The following is a 24,661-nucleotide window of genomic DNA, read 5'->3' as shown; positions in this document are numbered from 1 at the left end:
AAGGGGAAGGTCAAGGGTGTTTTTAGAAAAGATGAAAAAAGGGGCGAAGGGGAAAAACGGGAACGTCACCTCAGGGCGTTCCCGGTCTGTTATTGATTGAGGACGATAAGCGGCGTTCGATGCTCCGGTTCATTTATGACCGTGAGATCGGCACCGTACAGCGCGTTCAGCGCCCGTTGCTTCAGGACATCCTGCGGATACCCGTTATCAACAATCCTGCCGCGTTCCATCAATACCACGCGGTCGGCATAACGCGCTGCGAGGTTGAGATCGTGCAGGACGCAGCAGACGCTAAACTGCCGTTCACGCACCAGACGACGCAGCAGACGAAAAAGGTGCTGCTGGTGGTGAATATCCAGAGCGGAGGTGGGTTCATCGAGAAACAACCATTTTGGCACAGGTTCGGGCTCCCAAAGCTGAACCAGCAGACGTGCCAACTGTACCCGCTGTTGTTCTCCTCCCGACAGATGCCGATAATCGCGCGCGGCCAGCGCCTGGCAGTCGCACAACGTCATGATGTGTTCCGTTTCATCGCCCGTATTGCGCGTGCGATACGGATGCCTGCCCATGCGAATGACCTCCTGAACGCTAAACGGGAAGGCCATATGACTGTTCTGGCGCATCACGGCACGGGTTTTTGCCAGCTCGGTGATTGACCACTCGTCTAGTGGCTTGTCGAATAAGCTACAGCGCCCACTGTGAGGTTGCAGATAACCCGTGAGCTGGCGTAGCAGCGTCGATTTCCCGGCGCCATTCGGGCCAAGGATCGCGACGATCTCTCCTTGGGGTAGCGTCAGGGAAACATCGTCGGTCAATCGTCTGCCCTGAATGTTGTAGATCAGATTTTCTGCGACGATCATGACACCCTCCGGCTACGCAGGATTAACCACAGAAAATACGGTCCTCCGATCAGGCTGGTTAACAGACCAACGGGCATTTCGGCAGGCTGCACCAGAGTGCGGGCCAGCGTATCGGCAATCAGGAGTAGACAGGCGCCCGCCAGCGTAGAGCAGGGAATCAACCAGCGATGATCGGCGCCGGTAGTCATTCTAATCAGATGCGGGATCACCAGGCCTATAAAGCCAATTACGCCGCTGACGGAAACGGCAGCACCAACCAGTAGCGAGCTGAGCAACAGTAACTGCTGGCGCTTACGTTTGACGTTCACGCCGAGGTAATGCGCCTCTTCATCACCCAATTGCAGCAAATTAAGCGTGCCCGCCATACAGACGGTGACAGCAATGGCTGGAAGAACAAAGGTACTGGCAACCAGCAGCGTTGGCCACTGGGCCTGGCCGAGATTGCCCATCATCCACAGCGTAAGTTGACGTAGCTGCTGCTCATCGCCCACATAGCTCAGCACGCCAATAGCTGAACCGCACAGAGCATTGATAGCGATACCGGCTAACAGCAGTTGCATCATTCCGCCGTGGCTATGACGCTGGCTTATCAGGAAAATAATCGTGCAGACCACCATGCTGCCCGCGACGGCAAAAATCATCTGCTCATACAGCACCAACACCACGGGAAACGAAAAGGGGATAACTATCGCGATACCGACCATCAGCGCGGAGCCGCTACTGACGCCAAGCAGGCCAGGATCGGCCATAGGATTGCGAAAAAGCCCCTGCATAATGACCCCTGCCGTTGCCAGCGCTGCGCCTACCAGAACGGCCAGCAACACGCGGGGCAGGCGGATGTTCAACCAGATGTCACGGTATTCGTCGTTGAACAGCGCGCTGAAGCTAATGTTCAGCGCCCCCTGGCTGGCTCCGAAGAGCATCAGAGCGACCAACAACAGAGAAAGACCCGTCAGAATGCTGACGGAAGAAAGCGAGTCCTTAAGCACGCAACGCTCCATAACGTCTTTGCGGCGCGAAGTTCCCGCGCCGCGAGGGGTTTACGCGGGTTTCAGTCCTGGCTCAACCAAACTGTAAATCTGGTTATTGAGTGACGGGGCTGTAGCCAGTTCGTGAATGTGCCTGGCAACATCTGCACGCATCACAAAACCATGGCACTCCTCGGCCTGTATCCGTTGCGCCTGACCTGTGGCTGCACCGTTCAGTAAACCGCCGGGGCGGAGAATGGCATAGTCCAGTTGACTGGTTTGTAGCCAGCTTTCAGCCAACGATTTTTCCCGTACAGCCTGACCAAATGCGGCCCTGGCGCGTGGGGATAAAAAGGGCCAACTGTCGCCACAGCCAAGCGAAGTCACCAGAATCATGCGTTTGATCTCCGCTTTTTCTGCTTCATCAATGACGGTTCTGTGCGCCAGATAATCCTCGGCACCGCCCATGGAGGAGATCACCGTGGCATGTTGACCCGCTGCGCGACAGGCACAGGCGGCGACCTGGCTGTCGCAGGCGTCGCCAATGAAGACCTGCACTCCTTTTTCCTGCAACCCGGCAGCGACCTGCGCGTTGCGAACGACGGCAATCACCGGACGTTGTTCCGCCAGTGCGAGTGCCAGCGTTTTCGCGCCGACGCCGCTACCACCCGCACCAAAAATGAGCCATGGAGCCATCAGGCATGTTCCTTTAAGGATGAAGACAGCGCGTGAAAGGCGCTGACCTGGTCGGCCAGTAGCTGACGATGCTCATCCCGACCGAGGAAAATTTTGAACATAGCGCTACCCGCCTGGTTAAAGAAGAGAATGGACGCGGTGTCCATGCCCATAAATTTGCGTTCAATCAGGGCGATGTGCGTGCAGTTTTCTGCCTTGATATGACCGGTCATGCCTTTTTTTCCGCGCAGATTGAAGTAACCGTGGCGGTGGAATCCGGAAGGTAATTCACCCGTGAATTCCAGTATGACATCAGCAGTATGGACCAGGGTGGTGACTTTGCCCCATTCGCTGACGGTTTCCCAGACGGTATCAAATTGACTGCCGGAAACCAGCGTCGGGGAGGGGAGGTTTTTCACCACCTCCAGCAGCGTGGTGTTGTACTGGGCTGCGATAGCTTCCAGCGTACCGTCCGGCTCAGTTTTCAAAAAATCCTGTAAAGAGACATGGCTCATACTTCACTCCTTTTATGGTTGCTCTACCGCAATACGCGGCGCGTTAAGTGTTTGAATCAGTTCATCAAGAGACTGCAAAATATTGCTCGCCCAAAAACGCCCTTCATTGGTCAGGCGCAAACAGGTACTGGCATCTCGCGTCAGTCCTGCGTGATGCCACTGGGTCAGTAGCGGGGCCAGTTTTTGTGCATGAGGCGTCAGTTCATCCAGCGGGACGCGGGCCGTTTCGATACCGGCCTGGAGGGTGTGTCGCCACTGGAAACCACGCTCGGCGGTGCGCATCATCATCATTAGCGGTTTTTTTCCGGCGGCGATGGATTCATGCCATGTGGTCAGGTTGCGCTCGACCATCCAGGAATAGCCATTGACTGACCCTCCTGCGCCAGAGCCGAATGCCAGACAGTCTGCTCCCTGTTTAATCAGCAGGTTGTACAGATTGCGTTCCCGCGTCGTTCTCGCCCAGTGGCTGTTACTGATGCAGCGCCAGCCCGCGCTGTCCATAAAATCGCAGCCCTGAAGATAGAGATCGCGGCGTTCGGCAGGAGAGGGAACGGTTGTGCGCCCGGTTTCAACCGCTTTGCCAAGCGGTGTATTAGGGATCAGGTTCAGCGCATAAAGATCTACACCGTCGAGGCCGATGTCGCGAGCAATCGCCAGATCCTCGCCCCACACCTTTGCGTCCTGTCCTGGCAGACCAAACAGCAGATCGCACACCACGGCGGCTCGATCCCGTTTTACCAGCCCCTGCATAAAGGCCGTCGCGGTCGGGCCGTCCGAAGTGCGCGCCATTTTCTTGCGGATCCGGCTGTTAAAAGACTGAATACCGATCGAAAATCGATTGGCGCCAGCGTCAAGGCAGGCATCTATTCGCGCATCGTCAAAATTGAGTACCCGCCCCTCAATAGTGATTTCGCAGTCCGGCGCCAGAGGTAGCTTGTCACGCAGTGCGGTGATGATTCTGGCCAGATCCCGTGCCGACAGCGCAGACGGTGTACCGCCGCCAAAATAGACGGCGTGAATCGGGGCCGACTGATGCAATGGGCTATCGGCTTCCATCTCTATTTCGCGCAGCAGCGCGTTGGTATAGCGGGCGCAGTGATCCTCTTCAAACCGGTTTTGATAAAACCCACAGAAAGTACAATGGGTTGCACAAAAAGGGATATGCAAGTACACCAGCCGTTTACGCGGCGGGGTGGGTTGGCTGATGACATCCTGCCAGGTTTGTGACAATAGCTCTTTGGCAACCGGGATCGCCCCACGCCAGGGCATTGTGGCGCGGCGATCCTTAAAGGGCTGACTTCCCTCGAGCGCAAAATGCGCAGTGAGATCCAGCGAGTGTTCAGTTTTCATTGTTCTTTATAAATCCAGTTAGTGAGGCCAGAATTGCTGGTGCAGGGCTTCAACCGCATCGGCGACGCGCGGCCCCATACCCAGAATCAGCGCCTGGTCAATCGCCACAATGCGCTGGTTTTTCCAGGCCGCAGTGTGGGTAATCCCGGCAATCGCGCTCAGACGAGCCAGACCGCCATCCACCATTTGCGACGTCACCACGATCACCTCTGGGTTGGCGGCGATCAGCGATTCCGCGCTGTAGCTTTTATACTGCGCATGGGTGGCGACATTTTGTGCGCCTGCGAGGGTCATAATGGCATCGGCTACGCTGCCTTTTCCGGCGACCTGTGGCGCGCTTCCGCCAGCGGAGAGAATGAACATGGCTTTGACCGGCGCGTTTTTCGCTGCCACGTTGTGCTGAACGCGATCCAGACGTTGACGTATGCGATCGATCAACGTCTCACCTTGTTCGCGAATGCGCAGGGTTTGAGCCAGTTCCCGAATGTTGGCGTACATCTGTTCGACGGTGGCCGGTACGCGCGGCAACGTCACGACGTTAACTTTTTGCGCCCGCAACTGATCCAACACGATTTGAGGGCCAGCATCCTGCCAGGTGATAAAGCTGTCCGGATGCAGCGATAAAATGCCCTCGCTGCTTAACTGCTTCCAGTAGCCGATATGCGGGAGTGCGGCAGTTTCGGGTGGATACGAGGTGGTTTCATCAACGCCGACCACCCGGTTGCCGATGCCCATGGCGTATATCAGTTCGCTAAGAGAGCCGCCCGCCACCACCAGGCGGTCGGCGGACTGGGCACTGAAAACGCAGGCGAGGCTCAGTAAGCCAATCAAGAGTTTTTTCATCGTCAGAAATTCCACGCAAAGCCAACGGCGGCATTGAAACCAGCGTCTGGAATAGATTCATGCGCGGTTCTGTAACGCTTGTCGGTCAGGTTGTTGAGCGCGAGGTTGACCTGATACTGATCCTGCGGACCGAACTCGGTGTTGAATGCAAGGTTAAGCGTGGCCCAGCCTGGGTAGTTGATTTCCGTGGTGCCGGTATTATCTTTGGCGCTGGACGCCGCGCGGATAAAGACATCGGACGTCAGGTTAGCGGCGTTCATCAACCAGGTATGTTTCAGGCCGACGCGCCCGGTCAGCGTAGGTTCGCCGGTATCCCAGGTTTTAAGGGTATTGCCTTCGTACTGACGGCGAATGAGATTACCACTCAGGTAAGGTGAAACCGCCCAGCCGTTGTATTCTGCGGTGAGTTCCATGCCCCAGGTTTTGGCCCGATCGATGTTGTCGTAGTAGTAATAGCCGCCCCGTGAAGAGGTGGTATTACCGCTGCATACGGGTTGACCTGAACAAGCCAGACTGGCGATATAGTCTTTAGCTTCGGAGTAATAAATGGCACCGTCTATCAGCCACATATTCCCTTTATACCGCGCGCCCAGCTCATAGTTATTCGAGTGTTCCGCCTTCAGATTTGGGTTGCCGTAGGTCACGCTGCCACCTGCGGACGTCTGTGTGAACAACTGAGTCAGCGTAGGGAAGACATAGCCCTGGGCATATGCAGCCCGGAGTTCAAGATCTTTAAAACCGGAATAGCGTAGGCTGGTTGAGGTCACCAGTTCATCATCGTGAACGGAATTTCCCCCGGTGGATTGCCAGGTGCTGCCGCTGCTTTGGATAGTTTGCGTATCGTTACGATTGAGCTTCGAAGACAGCCAGTACTGGCGGGCGCCCACGGTCCACGTCCAGTCATCGGCAAAGCGCCAGTCGTTTTGCGCGAATAACGAGGTGTTACTTTGCTCCGCTTCGTTGTATGACAGGGTACGGGTTTGCGTATCGAAGAAGCCGGTAGCCGCGGTCTGGCGCGTGCTGCCGTCCGTGTCCTGTTTTATTTTGTCATGCTGGTACTGAGCGCCAATCACCAGCTCGTTGTTAGCAGGCAGGGAGAAGTTGCTCTGTAGCGTTACCCCCTGGGTATACTGTTTGTCGTTGGTATTGGTCTGATTGCTGACCGTCAGCGCTTTAATCATCGGGCTGGGGATAACCTGGGTCGTTTTGACCCGGTTTTCAAATTTGCGCTCTATTGTCTGGGTGTATGCGTCAACATGGATGTTCTTCAGGTAATCCCCATCGGCCGCGTAGTCGTAGAAAAGACCGATTTTCTCGCGTTCCAGCTTAGGAATTTTGACGCTAAAGTCGTCGAACTGGCCTTCCGGATCGTCAAACCAGGTTTGGGTGGACAGTTTGTAACGATCGAGGGAGAGTCCGATTTTGTGGCGATCGAAGTTGTAACCAAGCCACACGCCCTGGCCGTTATTACGGAAATTGGTGTCGGGCAATCTTCCGTCAGGTGTGTCGCGGTCGCCCTGGTCGGAATAGCTGCCATTGATGCGGTAGTCAAAGTTTCCGATGCTGCCCCAGGCTGCCGCTGATTCTTCCCATCCTGCCGTTGCGGAGTTATAAACAGCCTTAACGCTGCCACCGAGAGGCTTATCGCCGCCTTTTTTGGTAATAAAGTTCACGACGCCGCCAATCGCCTGCGAACCGTAGAGGACAGAATAAGGGCCTTTGACCACTTCAATCCGTTCCAGCGCGGATTCGTCAATCAGCAAACCGGCTCCGTAGTTTTGTCCGGCACGTTGGTAACTGACGACCTGGCCGTCGATCAAAATCAGCACCCGCGAAGACGCTTCGCCACGGATGCGAATTTGTTTCCGCCCTGCGAGGGCGTTATCGGTGACTTCGACGCCGGGAATATCTTGTAAATCATCAGCAATAGAAACGCTGGTGGAATTTTGCAGCGTCTGGCGATCGATAACCTGGATGGTTGCCGGGCTATCCCAAAGACTACTTTCTGTGCGATTAGCCGTGACGATAACCGTGTCTTCGTCGGACGTAGAAGCGTGTGCTGGAGAGGTAGCTGCAAAAGCGGCGCCGGACATGCATAATGTCAGGGCTGAAAGAATAAATGGCCTTTGGTTATTCCGTGGCAACATAAGAGAACCTTTATTGAATGTAAATGATCATCATTATCATTCGCGTTTATATATAAAATTGTTTCCCTTTGTTCAAGATGAAAGATGTAGAACCAATATATCTTTTGATTTGAGTCAATTTCGTGCAGTCATTAAATGCATAAATGTGATCTGAATCGGATATAACAATGTGAATTAAAAGGATTTGTGCATCGCGGTGATGGTGGGAAATGTGCAGGGTTCTCGGGTAAATCATTACGACAATCTGGGCTATAATGGGGCTCAGTACCAACAAGATCCGCGGGGGAAATGTGAATATTAGCGATGTTGCGAAAAGAACCGGTTTGACCAGCAAAGCGATACGCTTTTATGAAGAAAAAGGCTTAGTGACGCCGCCGCTGCGTAGCGAAAATGGTTATCGCACATACAACCAACAGCATCTGAATGAACTGACGCTGCTACGCCAGGCACGCCAGGTGGGTTTTAATCTCGAAGAGTGCGGCGAACTGGTGAATCTGTTTAACGATCCGGCGCGCCATAGCGCAGATGTGAAAAAGCGTACCTTAGAAAAGGTCGCGGATATTGAGCGGCATATCAGCGAGCTGCAGGCCATGCGCTTGCATTTGCTGGCACTGGCGGAGAGTTGCCCTGGCGATGACAGCGCCGAATGCCCGATAATCGATAACCTCTCCGGCTGCTGCCACCATAAAGCAAAGGCTTAACGGCGAGGGGGATTAAGCATAAATACCACCGTGCCGCGGTACCACGGGGATTTCTCAAGCTGCGCTTCAGCCTGCGGGTCCCGGCTACCGTTTTGCACCAGCCCCAGCTTAAACGGAATGCGCAGACGACTGAGTGCAGGCAGATACGCCTGATAATTCGTTACCGTATGACGGCCCTGATAGCTCTGGACCACCAGTTCATCGACCGCCAGCGCATTCAGCGTGGCGACGTCGCCCGTTTTTGCCCAATCCAGAAGTCCAGTCACGCCAAGCGCGAACTCGGCCGGTAGCTGTTGACGTAATTGCTGCAGAAAGCGGGCGTAATCGGCAAGCTGATGAGTCGCCGCGTCAAAATCAACCTGCAGGCCGACCACGTGATTCCCGGCGGTCTGCCAGCGTTGCATCAATCTGATGATGCGAGCCGGGATCGCCTCCGGTACATCGAGCGTGGTAAAGCGCACGGTCAGCCAGATTGAGGGAAAAGACAGGCGGCTGACCGGCAGCCCGAGACGCTGGAAAACCACGTTACCCGAACGAACCAGCACCTCACCCTGATGCAGATAGACCGTTTGTGCGTCTTTAAGCTCGTCACTGGCCTTCACGCCGGACCACAGCCAGAAGGCCGGATGCTCACGGGCGGCGACGATATCCGCCGCCTGTGCCTGTCCGACCAGCAGCGCGGTTACCAGTAGTATTTGAGTTTTTGCGCCCACGGACTTCCCGGATACTGCGTTTTCAGTTGGGTGAACCAGCCTTTACGCTGCAGTTTATCCACTTCCTCACCGCCGCACTCGTTAGAACCTGACGGCGCATAGCACATGATGGCGCGATACAGCGCGAAGCTCTTGTCTTCAACCTCTGCTTTTGGCGAAGTGATTACCTGCTGATAGTAGCTTTGCCTGTCGAACTGGCCGAACGGCTCCTTGCGCGATATTGCTGATTCAAGTACGTCGTTGCCAGCACTGTTTTTCCACAAATCGACGTGGGTTTGCGTGGTGCGGAAGAATTCGCCTAAGCAGTTCAGCGCGTGGGCATCATCCGCTTTTTTGCTCAATACCGTTACCGTTTCATTGAGACTGCGACAGGTGTAACCGGCTTGAGCGGCATCGCCATTCCAGTCGAAAATACTCAGATTAACGTCAGCAAACGCGTCGCCAATAACCGGTGGGGTAATGGCGCTGGCCAGCTTTCTGTCATTCAACCAGTCGCCAAAGCGGTTTTCGGTAAGATCGCGTACCAGCAGCGTATGCAGGGCGATGGTACGCTCTTCATTGTTAGGTCCATGGACGGCCTGCTGGCGCAAAAGTTCAGGCGAGGCCTGTGTTTTCAGTATCTGCGAGCGAAAACGCAGGTTGGTTACTGCGCTTTCTGGGGCAAAAACCGCCGCCACGTCGCCGCTATAAACCAGCGTTGCGGCGAGCTTAGCCTGTACATACTGCTGCTGTTCGTTGTCCTGGCTGAGTTTTAGCAACTGCTGCCAGAAATCACGCGCCGCGCGCCAGTTCTTCTGGCCCATCAGCGCTTCGCCGTACAGTACCTGTTCACTGAAGGCGAGCGTATCGTGAGCGGCAAGTTTCTGCGCTGGCGTAACGGCCTGAATAATCGCCGCGTAGTTCTCCGTCGCCAGCCACAGATTCAGTTGCAGATCGCGCCATAGCGGCAATTTTTGGCTCTGCTCAAACACCGGTTTGCTGGCATCGAGCTGCGCCTGGGTTAGCGTGGGTTTACTGTTGTTATCCAGACGCAGCGCGCGCAGCAGTTCGATATAGCTGACATGCGGCGCATCGGGGAATGCTTCTACCACGGACTGTTCGTAGAACGCCATACCGTAGACATTATCGTATTCGATGACAATTTCACGCAGTTGCCGAGCGTCAGCCGACTGCTGGAGCGTCTGCTCATACAACCCGGCCAGCTGCGGCCACGCCTGTAAATACCAGTTGATGCGACGCAGCATACCGCGCGCGGAGTCGGCATACAGGCCTTGCGGGTAACGTTGCAGATAGGCTTGCGCCTGCGTCTGAGCCTGAGTCGCGTCCTCGCGGTTAATTTTTGCAATATCAAAATCGCCGTACTCGCCCACGCTGTTCTGGCTGCTCTTGTTCAGGGCCGCACGCATCAGCATGTATTGCGCGGTCTCTGCCAGCCACGGACGCTCACTTTTGGCAAGCTGAGTGAAATCCCGTTCGGCGCTGGCATAATCACCGGCATAGAAACTGGCGGCTGCGGCCAGATAATTTTTATAGGACTGAGCGGGTGAATCCGCCGGGAGGGGGGCAAGCGAAGACTCAATTTGCTCGCGGGTTGCCCCGGATAGCAGCCCCGTACGTGCCTGGGCTAAGGCCTGGCGCTGTTCCGTCGTTAACGTCGAGTCGGCCAGCAGTGCGGCAAAAAACGCGCTGACGCTCCCGGTGTTATTCGAAACATGACGGTTCTCAAGCTCAGCGTCGTTGACGTTTATTTCGTCTGCGCTAATGTTCAGTTCGGCCATCTGTCGGGAGAGTGGGCTGTTTTCGCCGGATGCCGGAGCAGCGGTTGGCTGCGGGGAAGCCTCATCCCACTGCGGGTGATAGGCAAAATAGAAATCCCGGGAGCGGGTGATGTCCGCTGGCATTGATTGCACCGGCAGAGCAAATGATTTTTCCTGGCTCAGCAGCCGCAGCAGGTTGTCGCGGCTGTCGTTTTCCGGATTAAAGGTCGGCGTGCCTTTCAGCAGGCAGCTGTCGTCGCTCCATTTGCAGTCTTCCATATCGAAAGAGGCGAATGCCTGCGGGGCGGCGGTCAGTAATGTGCAAAGGGCAAAGGCAAGGGGTGTCTTCCTGACCATAGTCTTATTTCCTGTCTTTTTAGTGTGATACCGCTTTAATAATCAGGGTTATCCCTTCAACGGCTATGACTTCAACCTGCGTTCCGGCGCTCAAATCGTCGCGGGCGCTGACGGGCCATGAGCTATCGCCGACGCGCATATGTCCACGGCCATTGACCAGGCCAGTGTCCAGAATAAATCGACGGCCAACCAGCTGCTGCCCGCGTTGGTTAAGATGGCTGTCGGCGGGTTTCTGCTCCTGAACGCGCCTTGCCAGCCATTTCCACCACAGCCACGCCGCCAGCAGGGTGAGGGCGGCGAACATAGCCCCCTGCCACGCCCAGTCAAGCGGGACCAGCCACACCACCAGGCCGGTAATTACCGCCGCTACGCCGCTCCACAGCAGATAGCCGTTACCGCCCAGCATCTCGGCGGCGAGTAGCAAACCGCCGAGGCTGAGCCAGAAGATGTGCGGATGCACCAGAATCATCGCTATCATGATTTTTTCCGCTCGCTGGCGCTGTCCTTAACCAGTTCGGCAATCCCGGCAATGGAGCCCATCAGGCTGCTGGCATCCAGCGGCATCATCACCACTTTGCTGTTATTTGACGAACCGATGTGTTGCAGCGCTTCGGTGTATTTCTGCGCCACGAAGTAGTTCACGGCCTGAATATCCCCGGCGGCAATAGCCTCAGAAACCATCTGCGTTGCGCGAGCTTCGGCTTCTGCGGAACGTTCACGCGCTTCAGCCTGTAAAAATGCGGACTGGCGTTCACCTTCCGCTTTAAGGATCTTCGACTGCTTCTCACCTTCGGCCTTGACGATTTCTGCCTGACGGATCCCTTCGGCCTCAAGAATGTAGGCGCGCTTGGTACGTTCGGCTTTCATCTGCGCGTTCATCGCGTCGATAAGTTCTGCCGGAGGACGCACGTCGCGGATCTCGATACGGGTGATTTTGATGCCCCAGGGATTCGTGGCTTCATCAACAATATGCAGCAGGCGCGTGTTGATGTTGTCGCGCTGGGAGAGCATTTCATCGAGTTCCATCGAACCGAGAACGGTACGAATGTTGGTCATGGTCAGGTTGATAATCGCCAGTTCCAGGTTGCTAACTTCATAGGCCGCTTTCGGCGCGTCGATCACCTGAATAAAGCACACGGCATCAATGGCGACGTTGGCGTTATCTTTGGAGATGACTTCCTGAGAAGGGATATCAAGCACCTGTTCCATCATGTTGATCTTACGACCAATGCGGTCCATGAACGGCACAACAAGGCTTAAACCCGGTTGCAGGGTTTTGGTGTAACGGCCAAAACGCTCTACCGTCCACTGATATCCCTGCGGGACGATTTTGACGCCAGCGCCGACGATGACCAGCGCGACAAAAATAAGAATAGGAATAAAAATGAGCATTGATGAAACCTCCTGTTGTGCTGTCCTTTACTGCCTCATTAATCAAATTATACCCGATTAATCAAGGGGGGTTCCCTTATAATAAATTACAGGCATATACCCTTCATACTTCAAGTTGCATGTGCGTTAGCTACGTTAGCTCACCCCAGTCACATAGTTAGCTATGCTCCTGGAGATTCGCTCACTTGCCGCCTTCATGCAACTCGAATTATTTTGGGTATAGACTGTCTGCATGAAAGAGGTAAAAAAGGGATATGTAATGGAAGAAAGCAGCATTCTGCTTCAGTTAAAAAATGTCGCATGGCAGGCAGGGGAGACGCAGGTTCTCAATAACATCTGTTTTGATCTCCGCGCCGGAGAATTTAAGCTGATTACCGGCCAGTCTGGCTGCGGGAAAAGTACGTTACTCAAGATTGTGGCGTCATTAATGAGTCCGACTGCCGGTGAAATTCTCTTTGAAGGCAAGGATATAGCTACCCTCAAGCCGGAAACGTATCGCCAGCAGGTCTCTTATTGCGCGCAAACGCCCGCTTTGTTTGGTGACACCGTTTACGACAACCTCATTTTCCCCTGGCAAATCCGTAATAAACGTCCGGAGCCGGATGCGTTTCTGAGCGATCTGGCCCGTTTTGAACTCCCCGAGACGATCCTCAGAAAAAGCATAAATGAGCTGTCCGGTGGCGAAAAGCAGCGCATCTCGTTAATTCGTAATTTGCAGTTTCTGCCCAAAATCCTGCTGCTTGATGAAATCACCAGCGCGCTGGATGAGGCTAATAAACGTAATGTGAACGAATTAATTCACCACTATGTTCGCGATAAGAATATTGCGGTGCTGTGGGTGACGCACGACAAAGATGAAATTACGCATGCGGATAATGTCATAACCCTTCAACCGCACGCCGGAGAAATGCAGGAAGCACGCAATGAACGAGCATAATATTACCAATGAGTCCCTGGCATTAGCGATGATGCTGGTGGTGGTGGCGATCCTGATTAGTCACAAAGAAAAACTGGCGCTGGAGAAAGATATTCTCTGGAGCGTTTGCCGGGCAGTGGTTCAGCTTATTATCGTCGGCTATGTGCTGAAATATATTTTTGGCGTTAACCACAGTATTCTGACCTTACTGATGGTGCTGTTTATCTGCTTTAACGCGGCTTATAACGCACAAAAACGCAGTAAATATATTGATAAAGCTTTCCTCTCGTCGTTTATCGCTATCACGGTGGGGGCGGGATTAACGCTGGCGGTGCTGGTTTTGTCTGGCTCTATCGAGTTCACGCCGATGCAGGTCATCCCGATCTCCGGCATGATTGCAGGCAATGCGATGGTAGCAGTGGGGCTGTGTTACAACAATCTGGGGCAGCGGTTTAACAGCGAACAGCAGCAAATTCAGGAAAAACTCAGCCTCGGCGCGACGCCGAAAGTGGCCTCCGCGGCGCTGATTCGCGACAGCATTCGCGCCTCGCTGATCCCAACGATCGACTCTGCTAAAACGGTAGGGCTGGTGAGTTTACCGGGGATGATGTCCGGATTGATCTTCGCGGGTATTGATCCAGTAAAAGCGATTAAGTATCAGATTATGGTGACGTTTATGCTGCTTTCTACTGCCAGCCTGTCGACCATTATTGCCTGCTACCTGACTTATCGGAAATTCTACAATTCGCGCCACCAATTAGTCGTAACGCATTTGAAGAAGACGTGATGTGATGCCGGATGGCGGCTAGCGCTATCCGGCAAATGCGGCAGATTAGTACAACAGCGCGTACAGCTGGCGGCGGTATTTTGAGGCCAGCGTATCGCCGGTTCCGAGTGCGGCAAGGATCTCCTGGAAGGTCTTACGTGCCTGACCGTCGGCAGCAGTGAGATCTTTCTTCAGGTGGCTGAACAGCAGTTCCAGTGATTCCTCGTTACGTCCGACCTGATGTAACTGGATGGCCAGTTGAGTTGCCAGCGCCGCATCCTGCGGATTGCTGGCGACCTGCTGCTGCAGTTGCTGGATTTCCGGTGTATCCGCCGCCTGCTTCAGCAGTTCTATCTGCGCCACCAGTCCCTGATAGCGGGTATCCTGATCCTGCAACGGAATGGTTTTCAGCACCGCTTCGGCATCGTCAGAACGATTGAGGGCGATTTGCGTTTCCGCCAGCAGCAGGCCAATTTCGCTGCTCTGGTTGGAGATCTGCCAGGCTTCTTTCAGCAGCGGCAGTGCATCCGCGTGATTACCAGCCTCAATAAACTCGATTGCCTGACGCGCTTTCAGCTCTTCTTCGCTCGGCAACACTTTTTCCAGCAGCGCGCGGATAACCTCTTCCGGCTGCGGGCCCTGGAATCCGTCTACTGGCTGACCGTTCTGGAACAGATAAACCGTAGGGATGGCGCGCAGGCCAAACTGAGAAGCGATCATCTGCTCGGCGTCGCAGTCGAGCTTGGCGAGAATAAACTGGCCGTTGTACTGGGCGGCAAGGCTCTCCAGTACCGGCGTCAATTGCAGGCAGTGCTGGCTGCGCTCAGACCAGAAATAGAACAGGACCGGCGTGGTCATCGACTGTTCAAGGGTCTGCTGCAGGTTAGATTCGTTAATGTTAACAATATTCTGTGTGGACATGGAGTTACTCTCTTTTGTCGATTTCTTGTTACATGGGGGCTGACGCGCGCGCTTCAACTCAACCCTGTAAAATTTTGTCCATTATGCGGCCTGGCAACAGGCGTTTAAGTAGCATCACTGCCCAGGTCACCAACGTAACCGGATAACGTAGCTTCGGTTTGTCGCTCTCAAACGCATGACGCACTTTGGCGACAACGGCCTCCGGGCCCAATGTAAATCGAGCAGCAATACCGGGGTTCTCGACGGGCTTATCACTCTGGGTCTGGTTGACGTTTTCGGTAAAGCGGGTACGGATGGGGCCGGGCTCAATCAGGCTGACCTTAATGCCGCTGTGGCGCAGCTCCATACGCAGCGCGTCGGACCAGGCTTCCAGCGCATATTTGCTGGCGGCATAGGCGCCGCGTCCCGGCGTTGAGATCAATCCCATCACCGATGAGGTCATCACGATACGTCCTTCGCCGTGAGGGAGCATGGCAGGCAACAGGCGCATGGTGAGCTGATGTGCGCCAAAAAAGTTGGCGGAAAATTGCTGTTCCATTTGCTCGCGGCTGATGGTGGGCAGGGGACCATAGACGCCGTATCCGGCGTTGTTAAAGATCCCATACAAACGGTTATCGGTCAGGACGATCACCTCATCGGCGGCGCGATCCACGCTTTCGGGTGAGTCGAGATCCAGCAATACGCCGGTGAATCCCATGCCGTTCATGCGCGCGACATCGTCAGGTTTGCGGCAGCCAGCCAGAATTCGAAAACCCTGGCGTTTAAGCTCAAGCGCACTTTCCAGGCCAATACCACTGGAACATCCTGTTATTAAGACCGATTTTTGCATAACTTTACCTGTCAGGATCTCCGTTGAATTACGAGTCGTGATTTACTAAAGGGGTCAATTGTTTCGCCATCCAGTCGGCAATAAACGGCTGGGCGTCACGATTAGGATGGATACCATCATCCTGCATCCATTGGGGTTTCAGATAGACCTCTTCCATAAAAAAGGGCAGCAGAGGAATATCAAACTCTTTGGCGAGCTTTGGATAAATCGCGCTAAAGGTTTCATTATAACGGCGACCGTAGTTAGCTGGCAGATGAATTTGCATCAGTAGCGGTTCGGCATTTGCCGCTTTCACGTCTTGCAAAATGGTACGCAGGGTTTGTTCAGTTTGGGCTGGTGCAAACCCGCGCAGGCCATCGTTGCCGCCAAGTTCGACCAGCACCCAGCGCGGCTGGTGCTGCTTGAGTAATGCGGGTAGGCGGGCCAGACCCTGCTGAGAGGTATCACCGCTAATACTGGCATTTACCACCGGTGTTTTGCTGTGCCATTTATCATTAAGCAGTGCAGGCCACGCGGCGCTGGCGGACATACGGTATCCGGCGCTCAGGCTGTCACCCAGAATTAATAACGTGTCCGCTGCGGCGGCGCGGAAAGTTAACAGAACCAGGAACAGGAAAGGCCAATGCCAGCGGAAAACATTGTTGAAGTTCATCATCTTAAGAAATCCGTCGGTCAGGGTGATCATGAGCTATCCATCCTTACCGGAGTTGAACTGGTTGTCAAACGCGCCGAGACCATTGCGCTGATAGGCGAGTCGGGATCGGGGAAATCCACGCTGCTGGCGATCCTCGCCGGGCTGGACGATGGCTCCAGCGGTGAAGTCAGCCTGGTAGGGCAGGCGCTGCACGCCATGGATGAAGAAGCCCGGGCGCAGCTGCGGGCGCGACACGTGGGCTTTGTCTTCCAGTCATTCATGTTAATTCCAACCCTCAACGCGCTGGAAAACGTCGAACTACCCGCGCTGCTACGCGGCGAAAATAGCGGAAAAAGTCGTGACGGGGCAAAAACGCTGCTGGAGCAACTGGGGTTGGGAAAACGCCTTGATCATCTTCCGGCCCAGCTTTCCGGCGGGGAGCAGCAGCGCGTAGCGCTGGCGCGGGCGTTTAACGGACGCCCTGACGTGCTGTTTGCCGATGAACCAACGGGCAATCTGGACCGCCAGACCGGGGACAAAATCGCCGACCTGCTGTTTTCTCTGAACCGGGAACATGGCACCACCCTGATTCTGGTGACCCATGACCCGCAGCTGGCGGCGCGTTGCGATAGGCGTTTACGCCTGGTAAACGGACAGTTGCAGGAGGAGGCATGATTGCACGCTGGTTCTGGCGCGAATGGCGCTCGCCTTCATTACTGATTGTCTGGCTGGCGTTAAGCCTGGCGGTGGCCTGCGTACTGGCGCTGGGCAATATCAGCGATCGCATGGAAAAAGGACTTAGCCAGCAAAGTCGTGAGTTTATGGCGGGCGATCGGTCGCTGCAAAGTTCGCGCGCTGTGCCGAAAGCATGGATTGACGAGGCGCGACAGCGTGGTCTGAAGGTGGGTGAACAGCTCACCTTTGCCACCATGACCTTTGCCCGGGATACGCCGCAACTGGCGAACGTCAAAGCGGTGGATGATGTGTATCCGATGTACGGCACGTTGCAAACCAATCCGCCGGGGCTGAAACCGCAGCCGGGCTCAGTGCTGCTGGCCCCGCGTCTGATGGCGCTGCTCAACGTAAAAATCGGTGATTCCATCGACGTTGGCGATGCCACCCTGCGCATCGCCGGAGAAGTGGCGCAGGAACCGGATTCCGGTTTTAATCCCTTCCAGATAGCGCCGCGCCTGATGATGAACATGGCGGATGTCGAAAAAACGGCGGCGGTCCAGCCGGGAAGCCGGGTGACCTGGCGCTATAAATTTGGTGGTACGCCACAGCAACTGGAAGCCTATGAAAAATGGCTGCTGCCGCAGTTAAAGCCGGAACAGCGCTGGTATGGGCTGGAGCAGGATGAAGGGGCGTTGGGGAAATCTCTGCAGCGTTCGCAACAGTTCCTGCTGCTGTCGGCACTGTTAACGCTACTGCTGGCGGTTGCTGCCGTTGCCGTGGCGATGAATCATTACTGCCGTAGCCGTTACGATTTGGTGGCGATATTAAAAACGCTCGGCGCGGGTAGGGCGCAGCTGCGCAAGCTGATTATCGGCCAGTGGCTGATGGTGCTGGCGCTGTCTGGCGTGACCGGCGGCCTGTTCGGGCTGTTATTTGAGCGGGTGCTGGTGGTATTACTGAAGCCAGTTCTGCCCGGTGAGCTGCCGCCCGCCAGCCTGTGGCCGTGGCTGTGGGCACTCGGTACGATGACCGTCATTTCTCTGCTGGTGGGGCTACGCCCTTATCGCCTGCTGCTGGCGACACAACCATTGCGGGTACTGCGTCGCGACGTGGTGGCAAACGTCTGGCCGCTTAAGGTCTATCTGCCCGTAGCAACGATAGTTGTGGTTGCGCTGCTGGCCGGATTGATGGGCGGAAGTATGCTGCTGTGGGCGGTACTGGCCGGGGCGGTGGTGCTGGCGCTGCTGTGCGGCGTGCTGGGTTGGATGCTGCTCAACGTACTGCGTGGCCTGACGTTAACGTCGCTACCGCTACGTTTAGCGGTCAGCCGGCTGTTGCGCCAGCCGTGGTCAACGCTGAGCCAACTGTCGGCATTTTCGCTCTCCTTTATGCTGCTGGCGCTGTTGCTGGTGCTGCGCGGCGATCTCCTCGACCGCTGGCAGCAGCAAATGCCGCCGGAAAGTCCAAACTATTTTCTGATCAACATTGCCACTGAGCAAGTGGCTCCGCTGAAGGCTTTCCTTGCTGAGCATCAGGTGATCCCTGAGTCGTTCTATCCCATCGTGCGGGCGCGTCTGACGGCAATCAATGACAAAGCGACCGAAGGTAATCAGGACGAGGCGCTTAATCGTGAATTGAATCTGACCTGGCAGGATACCCGGCCGGATCATAACCCGATTACCGCCGGAAGCTGGCCGCCAAAAGCGGGTGAAGTGTCGATGGAAGAGGGGCTGGCGAAGCGGTTAAACGTAAAGCCTGGCGATCGTGTGACCTTTATGGGCGATACCCAGGATTTCAGCGCCACAGTCAGCAGTCTGCGCAAAGTGGACTGGGAAAGCCTGCGACCGAATTTCTTCTTCATTTTCCCCTCCGGTGCGCTGGACGGGCAGCCGCAAAGTTGGTTAACCAGCTTTCGTTGGGAGAACGGCAACGGCATGCTGACACAGCTTAATCGGGAGTTCCCAACCATCAGCCTGTTGGATATCGGTGCGATCCTCAAACAGGTGAGTCAGGTGCTGGAGCAGGTGAGCCGCGCGCTGGAGGTGATGGTGGTGCTGGTTACCGCCTGCGGTATGTTGCTGCTATTGGCGCAGGTGCAGGTGGGGATGCGTCAGCGTCATCAGGAACTGGTGGTCTGGCGTACGCTGGGCGCGGGCAAGAAGCTGCTGCGTACCACGCTGTGGTGCGAGTTCGCGATGCTCGGGATGGTCGCCGGCCTGGTGGCGGCCATCGGGGCGGAAACGGCGCTGGCGGTGCTGCAAACCCACGTGTTTGATTTCCCGTGGGAGCCAGACTGGCGGCTGTGGGTTGTGTTGCCGCTTTGTGGGGCATTGCTGCTCTCTCTCTGCGGCGGATGGCTCGGTTCACGTCTTCTTAAAGGCAAAGCGTTGTTCCGTCAGTTCAGCAGTTAATTCATATTCGTGATGATTACGCACCGGTTTTTTTAAATCGGTGCGTTTTTTTATCTATGTAGCACAAATTGATAACTACTTGATATTTAACAGCACAAATCAATAAAAACCCGACAACACGAGTGTATTAATAAACGTTAATATTTGTATGCTGAATAATTGGCAGGCTATCTATCAAGGTACAAATAATGACTATAAAAAAAACGGCGCTGGCAGTATCGATCGGCGCAGCAGTGGCATTAACGACTTTCGCCTCTCAGGCGGAAATCACGGTCCTGAAACAAGATCCGCAAGCGGGCAATCCGCTGAGCCGTCTTAATTTCACCGTCGGCGGGAGTATTCGTCCGCAGTTCCAGAATATGGCTGGTGACGATGGGAAGAATGGCTACAAACGTAATGGCTTCGACGGCGGGACGCGTTTCCGCTTCGCCGCTGACTACTATCTGTTTGATGACATCAGTTGGGTGAGCTACTACGAGCTGGGTGTTAACTTCCCGGCGATGTTCAACTGGGACAATCACTATGCTAACGGTGCCAACGATACCACGCGTCGTATGCTGTACACCGGTCTGAAGAGCGCGACCTGGGGTACGCTGACCTTCGGTCAACAGAACAGCATTTACTATGATGTGGTGGGTGCGAAAACGGATATCTGGGACTACGACATGATCGGCCAGGCGCCAGGTAACGGTATCAATGGCGACTACGACGGTTCCTATCGTACACGTAAATCACTGAAGTATAAAAATACGGTAGGCGATGTTGATCTTTACGCGTCTTATCTGTTCAGCGATGACTACAACCCGAATAACGGCCTGCGTTACAAACGTAAAGGCGGCGGCTCGCTGGGTGTGGATTATCACATTACCGATGACCTGACCTGGGGTACAGCGTGGAACTACACCCGCGCGGAAATGCGTGGTAACACCAGCAAAACCTACGATCAAAACATCGTCGGTACCGCGCTGAGCTGGAAACCGGACAACTGGACCTTCTCAATGGGCGGCGGCTGGTATCAGAACTTCATGACCACCAAAAAAGTCTCGGTTAACGACTACTTTGCCGGTGATGCCTGGGGTCTGGAATACTTCGCGGGTTACACCTTCCCGGTTGGTCAGTATGCGCTGAAATCCGTTCAGCCATACTTTATGGGTGATCGTATTGAATACGTGAATGGTCGTAACTACCTGCGCACCGACAACGGTGTGGGTATCAGCTTCCAGCTGGATTACGGTTTCCGTGTGGATTACGAACACGTCTTCACCTCCAGCACCGACAATCTGGGTGATATGAACCTGGTTCGTCTGCGTTACGATTTCTAATCAAACGCCCGCCGCCCGATGCGCTTATCGGGCCTAAGAAAGCTGTTGTAGGCCGGATAAGGCACTTGTGCCGACATCCGGCTTTTTCATGCCTTCTCTCATTTGAAAACACATTCTGCAACATCATGAAATAATTTCAAGGACAGCAGGTTGTGATCTGTGTCATGTTAACAATCAGCCTGTTAAACAGGTTAACAACAACAACGCCGCAAGAACGGCGTGAGACATGACATTACAACGTTAAAATGGAGAGATTATGGGATTGCGTCAGAGTTTACGCGTCGCGACCGGGGCGCTGTTACTGGCCTGTGGATTACAATTTGCTCATGCGAACAGTGATCCGCACACCATCGTATTTGGCGTCGCGCCTGGGCCGTACGGCGATATGGTAAAACAAGCCATTGCCCCTACGCTGAAAGAGAAAGGCTATAAGGTCGTGGTGCGCGAATTCAGCGACTACGTGCAGCCTAACATGGCGCTCTCCAACGGCAGCATTGATGCCAACCTGTTCCAGCACTCGCTTTACTTTGACAAATTCACCGCCGATAAAGGCCTGAAGCTGAGCAAGCTGATTGTGGTTCCAACGGCCGGGATGGGTTTTTACTCACATAAAATCAAAAGCCTGGATGAGTTGAAAAAAGGGGATGTGATCACGCTTTCCAACGATCCCACCAACCTGGCTCGCGGCCTGCGATTCCTGCAGTCAATTGGCCTTATCACCATCAAAGATAACATCGACCCGACTAAAGCCTCTGAGCGCGATATCGCCAGCAACCCGAAAGGGCTGGTGTTTAAACCGCTGGAGGCAGCACAACTGCCGCGCACGCTGGACGGCGTGACCGGGGCATTGGTTAACGGTAACTTTGCCGTGGCGGCAAAACTGGATCTCGCCAGCGCCATCAAGCAAGAGCATCTGGATGAAAATCTTAAAAATATCATTGCGGTACGCAGTGAAGATGCGGATAAACCGTTCGCCAAAGATATTGTTGAGGCGGTGAAATCTCCGGCATATCGCGCCGTGATTGACGACCCGAAAAATATCTACAGCGCCTTCCAGAAACCGGAATGGATGTCGGCAGCCCAATAATCGCTGCGCACAAGGGTTAACAGGGGCAGCGACGACTGCCCTTTTCGCATTTCTGAGGTGGCTATGATTGAGATAGAAAAGGTTTGCGTGGACTTCGCCGCAGGCCGTGGAGCATCAACCCGGGCGGTTGATGACGTTAGCTTGCGCATTGGCGCAGGTGAGATATTTGGCATTGTCGGGACCAGTGGCGCGGGGAAAAGTACGCTGCTGCGCACCCTGAACGCCTTAACGCGTCCGAGCCAGGGAAGCGTAAAGGTGAACGGCGTAGAAATTTCTGCGCTGGAAGGCTCTCAGTTACGTAAAGCCCGTCAGCGTATTGGTATGATTTTTCAGCACTTTAATCTGATGCATACCCGCACTGTGGCGCAAAACGTTGCTTTCAGCCTGAAGGCTGCCGGATGGGAGCGCAGCAAAATCGCTCCACGCGTGGCGGAGATTCTGACGTTGGTCGGACTGGCGGATAAAGCAAACCGTTTTCCGGTTCAGCTCAGCGGTGGGCAAAAGCAGCGCGTGGGTATTGCCCGTGCGATTGCTAATCACCCGGATGTGTTGCTGTGTGATGAACCGACTTCCGCATTGGATCTGGAAACGTCAGCCACGATTCTGACGTTGCTTAAGCAGATCAACCAACAGTTGGGGATCACGATCGTGCTGATCACCCATGAGATGAACGTGATCAAATCCATTTGCGATCGCGTGGCGGTGATGTCCGGTGGCAAGGTAGTGGAGTCTGGTGAGGTGTTTGATGTTTTTGCTCACCCGCAGCACGCTTTCACTCAGCAACTGGTGTCGCATACTCTCAATCTGACGCTACCCGACCGTCTGCGCCAGCATCTGCCCGGTCAGTTGCTAAAAATTCTGTTCATCGGTGATTCGGCAGAACAGCCGGTGTTGTCAGAAGTGGCGGTTAAATTTGGCGTGGCGGTGAACATTCTGCACGGCAAAATTGAATATATCGGCGAACGTGCGCTGGGGATTCTGGTGGTGCAACTCACCGCGCCGCATAACCCTTCTGCGGTGGATATCGCCGTGGAACATATTCGTCAACGTACTGCACAGGTGGAGGTGATTCGTGGATGATTTATTGCCGGATTTGACGCTGGCGTTCAATGAAACCTTCCAGATGCTGAGCATCTCTACGCTGTTGGCGATTATTGGCGGTCTGCCGCTCGGTTTTCTTATTTTCGTTACCGACCGGCATTTATTCTGGCAAAACCGTTTTGTGTATCTGCTCAGCTCCGTGCTGGTGAATATTATCCGTTCGGTGCCGTTTGTGATCCTGCTGGTTCTGTTGTTGCCGCTCACCCAGTTTTTGCTCGGCAATACCATTGGACCCATCGCGGCGTCGGTCCCACTTTCGGTAGCAGCAATTGCTTTCTATGCCCGTCTGGTTGATAGCGCGCTACGTGAAGTCGATAAAGGCATTATCGAGGCGGCGGAAGCCTTTGGCGCCAGCCCGATGCGCATCATCTGCACCGTTCTGTTACCGGAGGCGAGCGCGGGTCTGCTGCGTGGGTTGACGATAACGCTGGTGAGTTTGATCGGTTACTCCGCAATGGCTGGGATCGTTGGCGGCGGCGGGGTAGGCGACCTGGCGATTCGCTTTGGTTATTACCGCTACGAAACCCAGGTCATGGTAGTCACCGTGGTGGCGTTGATTATTCTGGTGCAGGTCGTTCAGGTGCTGGGCGACTGGCTGGCGAAACGCGCAGACAAGCGCGACAGACATTGATTACTGCACGCTAAGCCAGTCAGCCACCTCCTGCCATGAGCCGCGAAAGACGATTTTCGCGGCTTTCTTTTCCAGTTGATAGCGATACATCGGGTCGTAATATTCGTTGAGCAACGGCACCAGCCAGCCCATATGCGCGTCGGTACTGCCGTTGGCTTGTTGCTCTTGCAGGGCGACGTCGAGCAGTGCGGTCAGCTCGGCAAAACGCTGTAAACCCAGACGGCGGCGGATAGCAAACAGGCCGTGATGCAAATATTCACAGTACTCCTGCCAGCCCTGATTCTCGCCATAAACGTGGGTGAAATCGTGGTGCATACGGATAAAATACTCTTCGCGCAGGCGCTCCAGCCGTAGCTCAAAAGGATCGTCCACCACCGCAATAGATGCCTGGGTCATGCGCTCGCGCAGGCATTCGGGCAGATGATTAGCGCCGATCATGCGGCCTTCGTCCTCAAGTACCCACAGACGCAGATCCTGACGGCTGTCGGTTTTCAGCATTTCGACCGCCAGCAGGTTTTCAAAGCTTGCCTGGCTCAGCTGCGGCTCAACGGTGCGACCAAACGAGGAACCGCGATGGTGCGCCAGACCTTCAAGGTCAATGCCGTTCGGCTGCTGTTGCACCAATTGCGTTTTACCGTTCCCGGTACAGCCGCCAATTAAGATGATCGGTTTTTGCACCAGTTCTTCAGTCAGTTGAATTGCCGCCTGACGCAATGCTTTATAACCGCCTTGTATTAGCGGGTAGTCAGTACCGGACTCGTGCAACCATTGCTGCACAATGTGCGAACGCTGGCCGCCGCGCGCGCAACATAAGTAGCCCGCAGGATTTTGACGACAGGCATTAAGCCATGCCTTCATGCGTTGCTGGCGAGTCTCGCCACAGACCAGTTGATGGCCGAGCGCGAGGGCGGCCTCAGGCCCCTGACGTTTATAACAGGTACCTACGGCGGCACGTTCGTCATCGTTCATTAAGGGAAGGTTTATTGCGCCCGGCATTGCGCCCTGCTGAAATTCGACGGGGGCGCGTACATCGATTAAAGGCGTACCGGCGAGCAGAATCGCACGATAGTCCGTTCCATCGTTCATGTTC

Annotated in this window: 24 protein-coding genes; 9 read left to right on the top strand and 15 right to left on the bottom strand. The window is 54.8% G+C overall.

What is annotated here, in order from left to right:
* Positions 1–89 precede the first annotated feature (89 nt).
* Genes FDX24_RS17465 through FDX24_RS17435 form a run of 7 tightly spaced genes read right to left on the bottom strand, consistent with a single transcriptional unit; the run spans position 90 to position 7,358 of the window.
* Positions 90–860, bottom strand: a complete 771-nt coding sequence (locus FDX24_RS17465; protein WP_137364681.1) for a heme ABC transporter ATP-binding protein — start codon at positions 858–860, stop codon at positions 90–92.
* Positions 857–1,849: an iron ABC transporter permease gene (locus tag FDX24_RS17460; protein ID WP_003021806.1), complete on the bottom strand. Its 993-nt coding sequence runs from the start codon at positions 1,847–1,849 to the stop codon at positions 857–859. The genes FDX24_RS17465 and FDX24_RS17460 overlap by 4 nt, the downstream gene beginning before the upstream one ends.
* A 51-nt stretch (positions 1,850–1,900) precedes the next feature.
* Positions 1,901–2,524: an anaerobilin reductase gene (gene chuY / locus FDX24_RS17455; RefSeq protein WP_137364680.1), complete on the bottom strand. Its 624-nt coding sequence runs from the start codon at positions 2,522–2,524 to the stop codon at positions 1,901–1,903.
* Positions 2,524–3,018 carry a heme utilization cystosolic carrier protein HutX gene (hutX, locus tag FDX24_RS17450; protein WP_003847520.1) on the bottom strand — a complete coding sequence of 165 codons (495 nt, stop codon included), beginning with the start codon at positions 3,016–3,018 and terminating at the stop codon, positions 2,524–2,526. The genes chuY and hutX overlap by 1 nt, the downstream gene beginning before the upstream one ends.
* A 12-nt stretch (positions 3,019–3,030) precedes the next feature.
* On the bottom strand, positions 3,031–4,368 hold the full coding sequence (hutW, locus tag FDX24_RS17445; protein WP_116360558.1) for a heme anaerobic degradation radical SAM methyltransferase ChuW/HutW: 1,338 nt from the start codon (positions 4,366–4,368) through the stop codon (positions 3,031–3,033).
* Between the two features lie 18 nt (positions 4,369–4,386).
* Positions 4,387–5,211, bottom strand: coding sequence for a hemin ABC transporter substrate-binding protein (locus FDX24_RS17440; protein ID WP_049015703.1), 825 nt, complete (start codon positions 5,209–5,211; stop codon positions 4,387–4,389).
* Positions 5,212–5,213: 2 nt separating this feature from the next.
* Positions 5,214–7,358, bottom strand: a complete 2,145-nt coding sequence (locus tag FDX24_RS17435; RefSeq protein ID WP_137364679.1) for a TonB-dependent siderophore receptor — start codon at positions 7,356–7,358, stop codon at positions 5,214–5,216.
* Positions 7,359–7,648: 290 nt separating this feature from the next.
* On the opposite strand from FDX24_RS17435, the gene cueR reads away from it, so the two are divergent.
* A complete protein-coding gene (gene cueR, locus FDX24_RS17430; RefSeq protein ID WP_003021822.1) occupies positions 7,649–8,059 on the top strand; it encodes a Cu(I)-responsive transcriptional regulator in 411 nt (136 codons plus the stop codon).
* Here cueR and FDX24_RS17425 read toward each other — a convergent pair.
* Genes FDX24_RS17425 through FDX24_RS17410 form a run of 4 tightly spaced genes read right to left on the bottom strand, consistent with a single transcriptional unit; the run spans position 8,056 to position 12,278 of the window.
* Positions 8,056–8,772: a DUF3142 domain-containing protein gene (locus FDX24_RS17425; RefSeq protein ID WP_137364678.1), complete on the bottom strand. Its 717-nt coding sequence runs from the start codon at positions 8,770–8,772 to the stop codon at positions 8,056–8,058. The two genes, cueR and FDX24_RS17425, sit on opposite strands and share 4 nt — an antisense overlap.
* On the bottom strand, positions 8,742–10,886 hold the full coding sequence (locus FDX24_RS17420; RefSeq protein WP_137364677.1) for a hypothetical protein: 2,145 nt from the start codon (positions 10,884–10,886) through the stop codon (positions 8,742–8,744). Before FDX24_RS17420 ends, FDX24_RS17425 begins: the two co-directional genes overlap by 31 nt.
* Before the next feature lie 19 nt (positions 10,887–10,905).
* The gene (locus tag FDX24_RS17415; protein WP_061067452.1) at positions 10,906–11,364 is read right to left on the bottom strand and encodes an NfeD family protein; all 459 of its coding nucleotides are present in this window, start codon (positions 11,362–11,364) and stop codon (positions 10,906–10,908) included.
* The gene (locus FDX24_RS17410) at positions 11,361–12,278 is read right to left on the bottom strand and encodes an SPFH domain-containing protein (RefSeq protein ID WP_003021835.1); all 918 of its coding nucleotides are present in this window, start codon (positions 12,276–12,278) and stop codon (positions 11,361–11,363) included. The genes FDX24_RS17415 and FDX24_RS17410 overlap by 4 nt, the downstream gene beginning before the upstream one ends.
* Positions 12,279–12,537: 259 nt before the next feature.
* Between FDX24_RS17410 and fetA the strand changes: the two genes are divergently transcribed.
* Together fetA and fetB are read left to right on the top strand one after the other, a co-directional pair.
* A complete protein-coding gene (gene fetA, locus FDX24_RS17405) occupies positions 12,538–13,215 on the top strand; it encodes an iron ABC transporter ATP-binding protein FetA (RefSeq protein WP_115643748.1) in 678 nt (225 codons plus the stop codon).
* Positions 13,202–13,981 carry an iron export ABC transporter permease subunit FetB gene (gene fetB / locus FDX24_RS17400; protein ID WP_016149725.1) on the top strand — a complete coding sequence of 260 codons (780 nt, stop codon included), beginning with the start codon at positions 13,202–13,204 and terminating at the stop codon, positions 13,979–13,981. The genes fetA and fetB overlap by 14 nt, the downstream gene beginning before the upstream one ends.
* A gap of 45 nt (positions 13,982–14,026) precedes the next feature.
* Here fetB and FDX24_RS17395 read toward each other — a convergent pair whose 3' ends face one another.
* Genes FDX24_RS17395 through tesA form a run of 3 tightly spaced genes read right to left on the bottom strand, consistent with a single transcriptional unit; the run spans position 14,027 to position 16,365 of the window.
* Positions 14,027–14,881: a co-chaperone YbbN gene (locus FDX24_RS17395; protein WP_137364676.1), complete on the bottom strand. Its 855-nt coding sequence runs from the start codon at positions 14,879–14,881 to the stop codon at positions 14,027–14,029.
* Between the two features lie 58 nt (positions 14,882–14,939).
* Positions 14,940–15,710 carry an SDR family oxidoreductase gene (locus FDX24_RS17390; protein ID WP_137364675.1) on the bottom strand — a complete coding sequence of 257 codons (771 nt, stop codon included), beginning with the start codon at positions 15,708–15,710 and terminating at the stop codon, positions 14,940–14,942.
* 28 nt (positions 15,711–15,738) lie between these two features.
* Positions 15,739–16,365: a multifunctional acyl-CoA thioesterase I/protease I/lysophospholipase L1 gene (gene tesA / locus FDX24_RS17385; protein ID WP_101741825.1), complete on the bottom strand. Its 627-nt coding sequence runs from the start codon at positions 16,363–16,365 to the stop codon at positions 15,739–15,741.
* On the opposite strand from tesA, the gene ybbA reads away from it, so the two are divergent.
* The 6 genes from ybbA to FDX24_RS17355 all read left to right on the top strand — a co-directional run bounded on the left by ybbA (position 16,333) and on the right by FDX24_RS17355 (position 23,571).
* Positions 16,333–17,019, top strand: a complete 687-nt coding sequence (gene ybbA / locus FDX24_RS17380) for a putative ABC transporter ATP-binding protein YbbA (protein WP_048212387.1) — start codon at positions 16,333–16,335, stop codon at positions 17,017–17,019. The two genes, tesA and ybbA, sit on opposite strands and share 33 nt — an antisense overlap.
* Positions 17,016–19,430 (top strand): putative ABC transporter permease subunit YbbP, encoded by a 2,415-nt coding sequence (gene ybbP, locus FDX24_RS17375; protein ID WP_137364674.1) that lies wholly within the window; start codon positions 17,016–17,018, stop codon positions 19,428–19,430. Before ybbA ends, ybbP begins: the two co-directional genes overlap by 4 nt.
* A 188-nt stretch (positions 19,431–19,618) precedes the next feature.
* A complete protein-coding gene (locus tag FDX24_RS17370; protein WP_048212385.1) occupies positions 19,619–20,752 on the top strand; it encodes a porin in 1,134 nt (377 codons plus the stop codon).
* Between the two features lie 256 nt (positions 20,753–21,008).
* Positions 21,009–21,839 carry a MetQ/NlpA family ABC transporter substrate-binding protein gene (locus tag FDX24_RS17365; protein ID WP_040232652.1) on the top strand — a complete coding sequence of 277 codons (831 nt, stop codon included), beginning with the start codon at positions 21,009–21,011 and terminating at the stop codon, positions 21,837–21,839.
* 63 nt (positions 21,840–21,902) lie between these two features.
* Positions 21,903–22,919 (top strand): virulence-associated ABC transporter ATP-binding protein SfbB, encoded by a 1,017-nt coding sequence (gene sfbB, locus FDX24_RS17360; protein ID WP_137364673.1) that lies wholly within the window; start codon positions 21,903–21,905, stop codon positions 22,917–22,919.
* A complete protein-coding gene (locus tag FDX24_RS17355) occupies positions 22,912–23,571 on the top strand; it encodes a methionine ABC transporter permease (RefSeq protein ID WP_048212383.1) in 660 nt (219 codons plus the stop codon). The genes sfbB and FDX24_RS17355 overlap by 8 nt, the downstream gene beginning before the upstream one ends.
* Here the strand turns inward: FDX24_RS17355 and mnmH are convergent, their stop codons facing one another.
* Positions 23,572–24,657, bottom strand: coding sequence for a tRNA 2-selenouridine(34) synthase MnmH (gene mnmH / locus FDX24_RS17350; protein WP_137364672.1), 1,086 nt, complete (start codon positions 24,655–24,657; stop codon positions 23,572–23,574).
* Positions 24,658–24,661 lie beyond the last annotated feature (4 nt).

This window comes from Citrobacter sp. wls716 (assembly GCF_005280975.1).
Taxonomy (GTDB): Bacteria; Pseudomonadota; Gammaproteobacteria; order Enterobacterales; family Enterobacteriaceae; genus Citrobacter; species Citrobacter youngae.
This window is presented reverse-complemented; position numbering and strand designations above follow the sequence as displayed.

Coding starts and splice junctions, on each gene's coding strand:
- FDX24_RS17465 (WP_137364681.1), bottom strand. CDS start 860: ATGATCGTCGCAGAAAATCTGATCTACAACATTCAGGGCAGACGATTG.
- chuY (WP_137364680.1), bottom strand. CDS start 2,524: ATGGCTCCATGGCTCATTTTTGGTGCGGGTGGTAGCGGCGTCGGCGCG.
- hutX (WP_003847520.1), bottom strand. CDS start 3,018: ATGAGCCATGTCTCTTTACAGGATTTTTTGAAAACTGAGCCGGACGGT.
- hutW (WP_116360558.1), bottom strand. CDS start 4,368: ATGAAAACTGAACACTCGCTGGATCTCACTGCGCATTTTGCGCTCGAG.
- FDX24_RS17440 (WP_049015703.1), bottom strand. CDS start 5,211: ATGAAAAAACTCTTGATTGGCTTACTGAGCCTCGCCTGCGTTTTCAGT.
- FDX24_RS17435 (WP_137364679.1), bottom strand. CDS start 7,358: ATGTTGCCACGGAATAACCAAAGGCCATTTATTCTTTCAGCCCTGACA.
- FDX24_RS17420 (WP_137364677.1), bottom strand. CDS start 10,886: ATGGTCAGGAAGACACCCCTTGCCTTTGCCCTTTGCACATTACTGACC.
- FDX24_RS17415 (WP_061067452.1), bottom strand. CDS start 11,364: ATGATAGCGATGATTCTGGTGCATCCGCACATCTTCTGGCTCAGCCTC.
- FDX24_RS17410 (WP_003021835.1), bottom strand. CDS start 12,278: ATGCTCATTTTTATTCCTATTCTTATTTTTGTCGCGCTGGTCATCGTC.
- fetA (WP_115643748.1), top strand. CDS start 12,538: ATGGAAGAAAGCAGCATTCTGCTTCAGTTAAAAAATGTCGCATGGCAG.
- fetB (WP_016149725.1), top strand. CDS start 13,202: ATGAACGAGCATAATATTACCAATGAGTCCCTGGCATTAGCGATGATG.
- FDX24_RS17395 (WP_137364676.1), bottom strand. CDS start 14,881: ATGTCCACACAGAATATTGTTAACATTAACGAATCTAACCTGCAGCAG.
- FDX24_RS17390 (WP_137364675.1), bottom strand. CDS start 15,710: ATGCAAAAATCGGTCTTAATAACAGGATGTTCCAGTGGTATTGGCCTG.
- ybbA (WP_048212387.1), top strand. CDS start 16,333: ATGCCAGCGGAAAACATTGTTGAAGTTCATCATCTTAAGAAATCCGTC.
- tesA (WP_101741825.1), bottom strand. CDS start 16,365: ATGATGAACTTCAACAATGTTTTCCGCTGGCATTGGCCTTTCCTGTTC.
- ybbP (WP_137364674.1), top strand. CDS start 17,016: ATGATTGCACGCTGGTTCTGGCGCGAATGGCGCTCGCCTTCATTACTG.
- FDX24_RS17370 (WP_048212385.1), top strand. CDS start 19,619: ATGACTATAAAAAAAACGGCGCTGGCAGTATCGATCGGCGCAGCAGTG.
- FDX24_RS17365 (WP_040232652.1), top strand. CDS start 21,009: ATGGGATTGCGTCAGAGTTTACGCGTCGCGACCGGGGCGCTGTTACTG.
- sfbB (WP_137364673.1), top strand. CDS start 21,903: ATGATTGAGATAGAAAAGGTTTGCGTGGACTTCGCCGCAGGCCGTGGA.
- mnmH (WP_137364672.1), bottom strand. CDS start 24,657: ATGAACGATGGAACGGACTATCGTGCGATTCTGCTCGCCGGTACGCCT.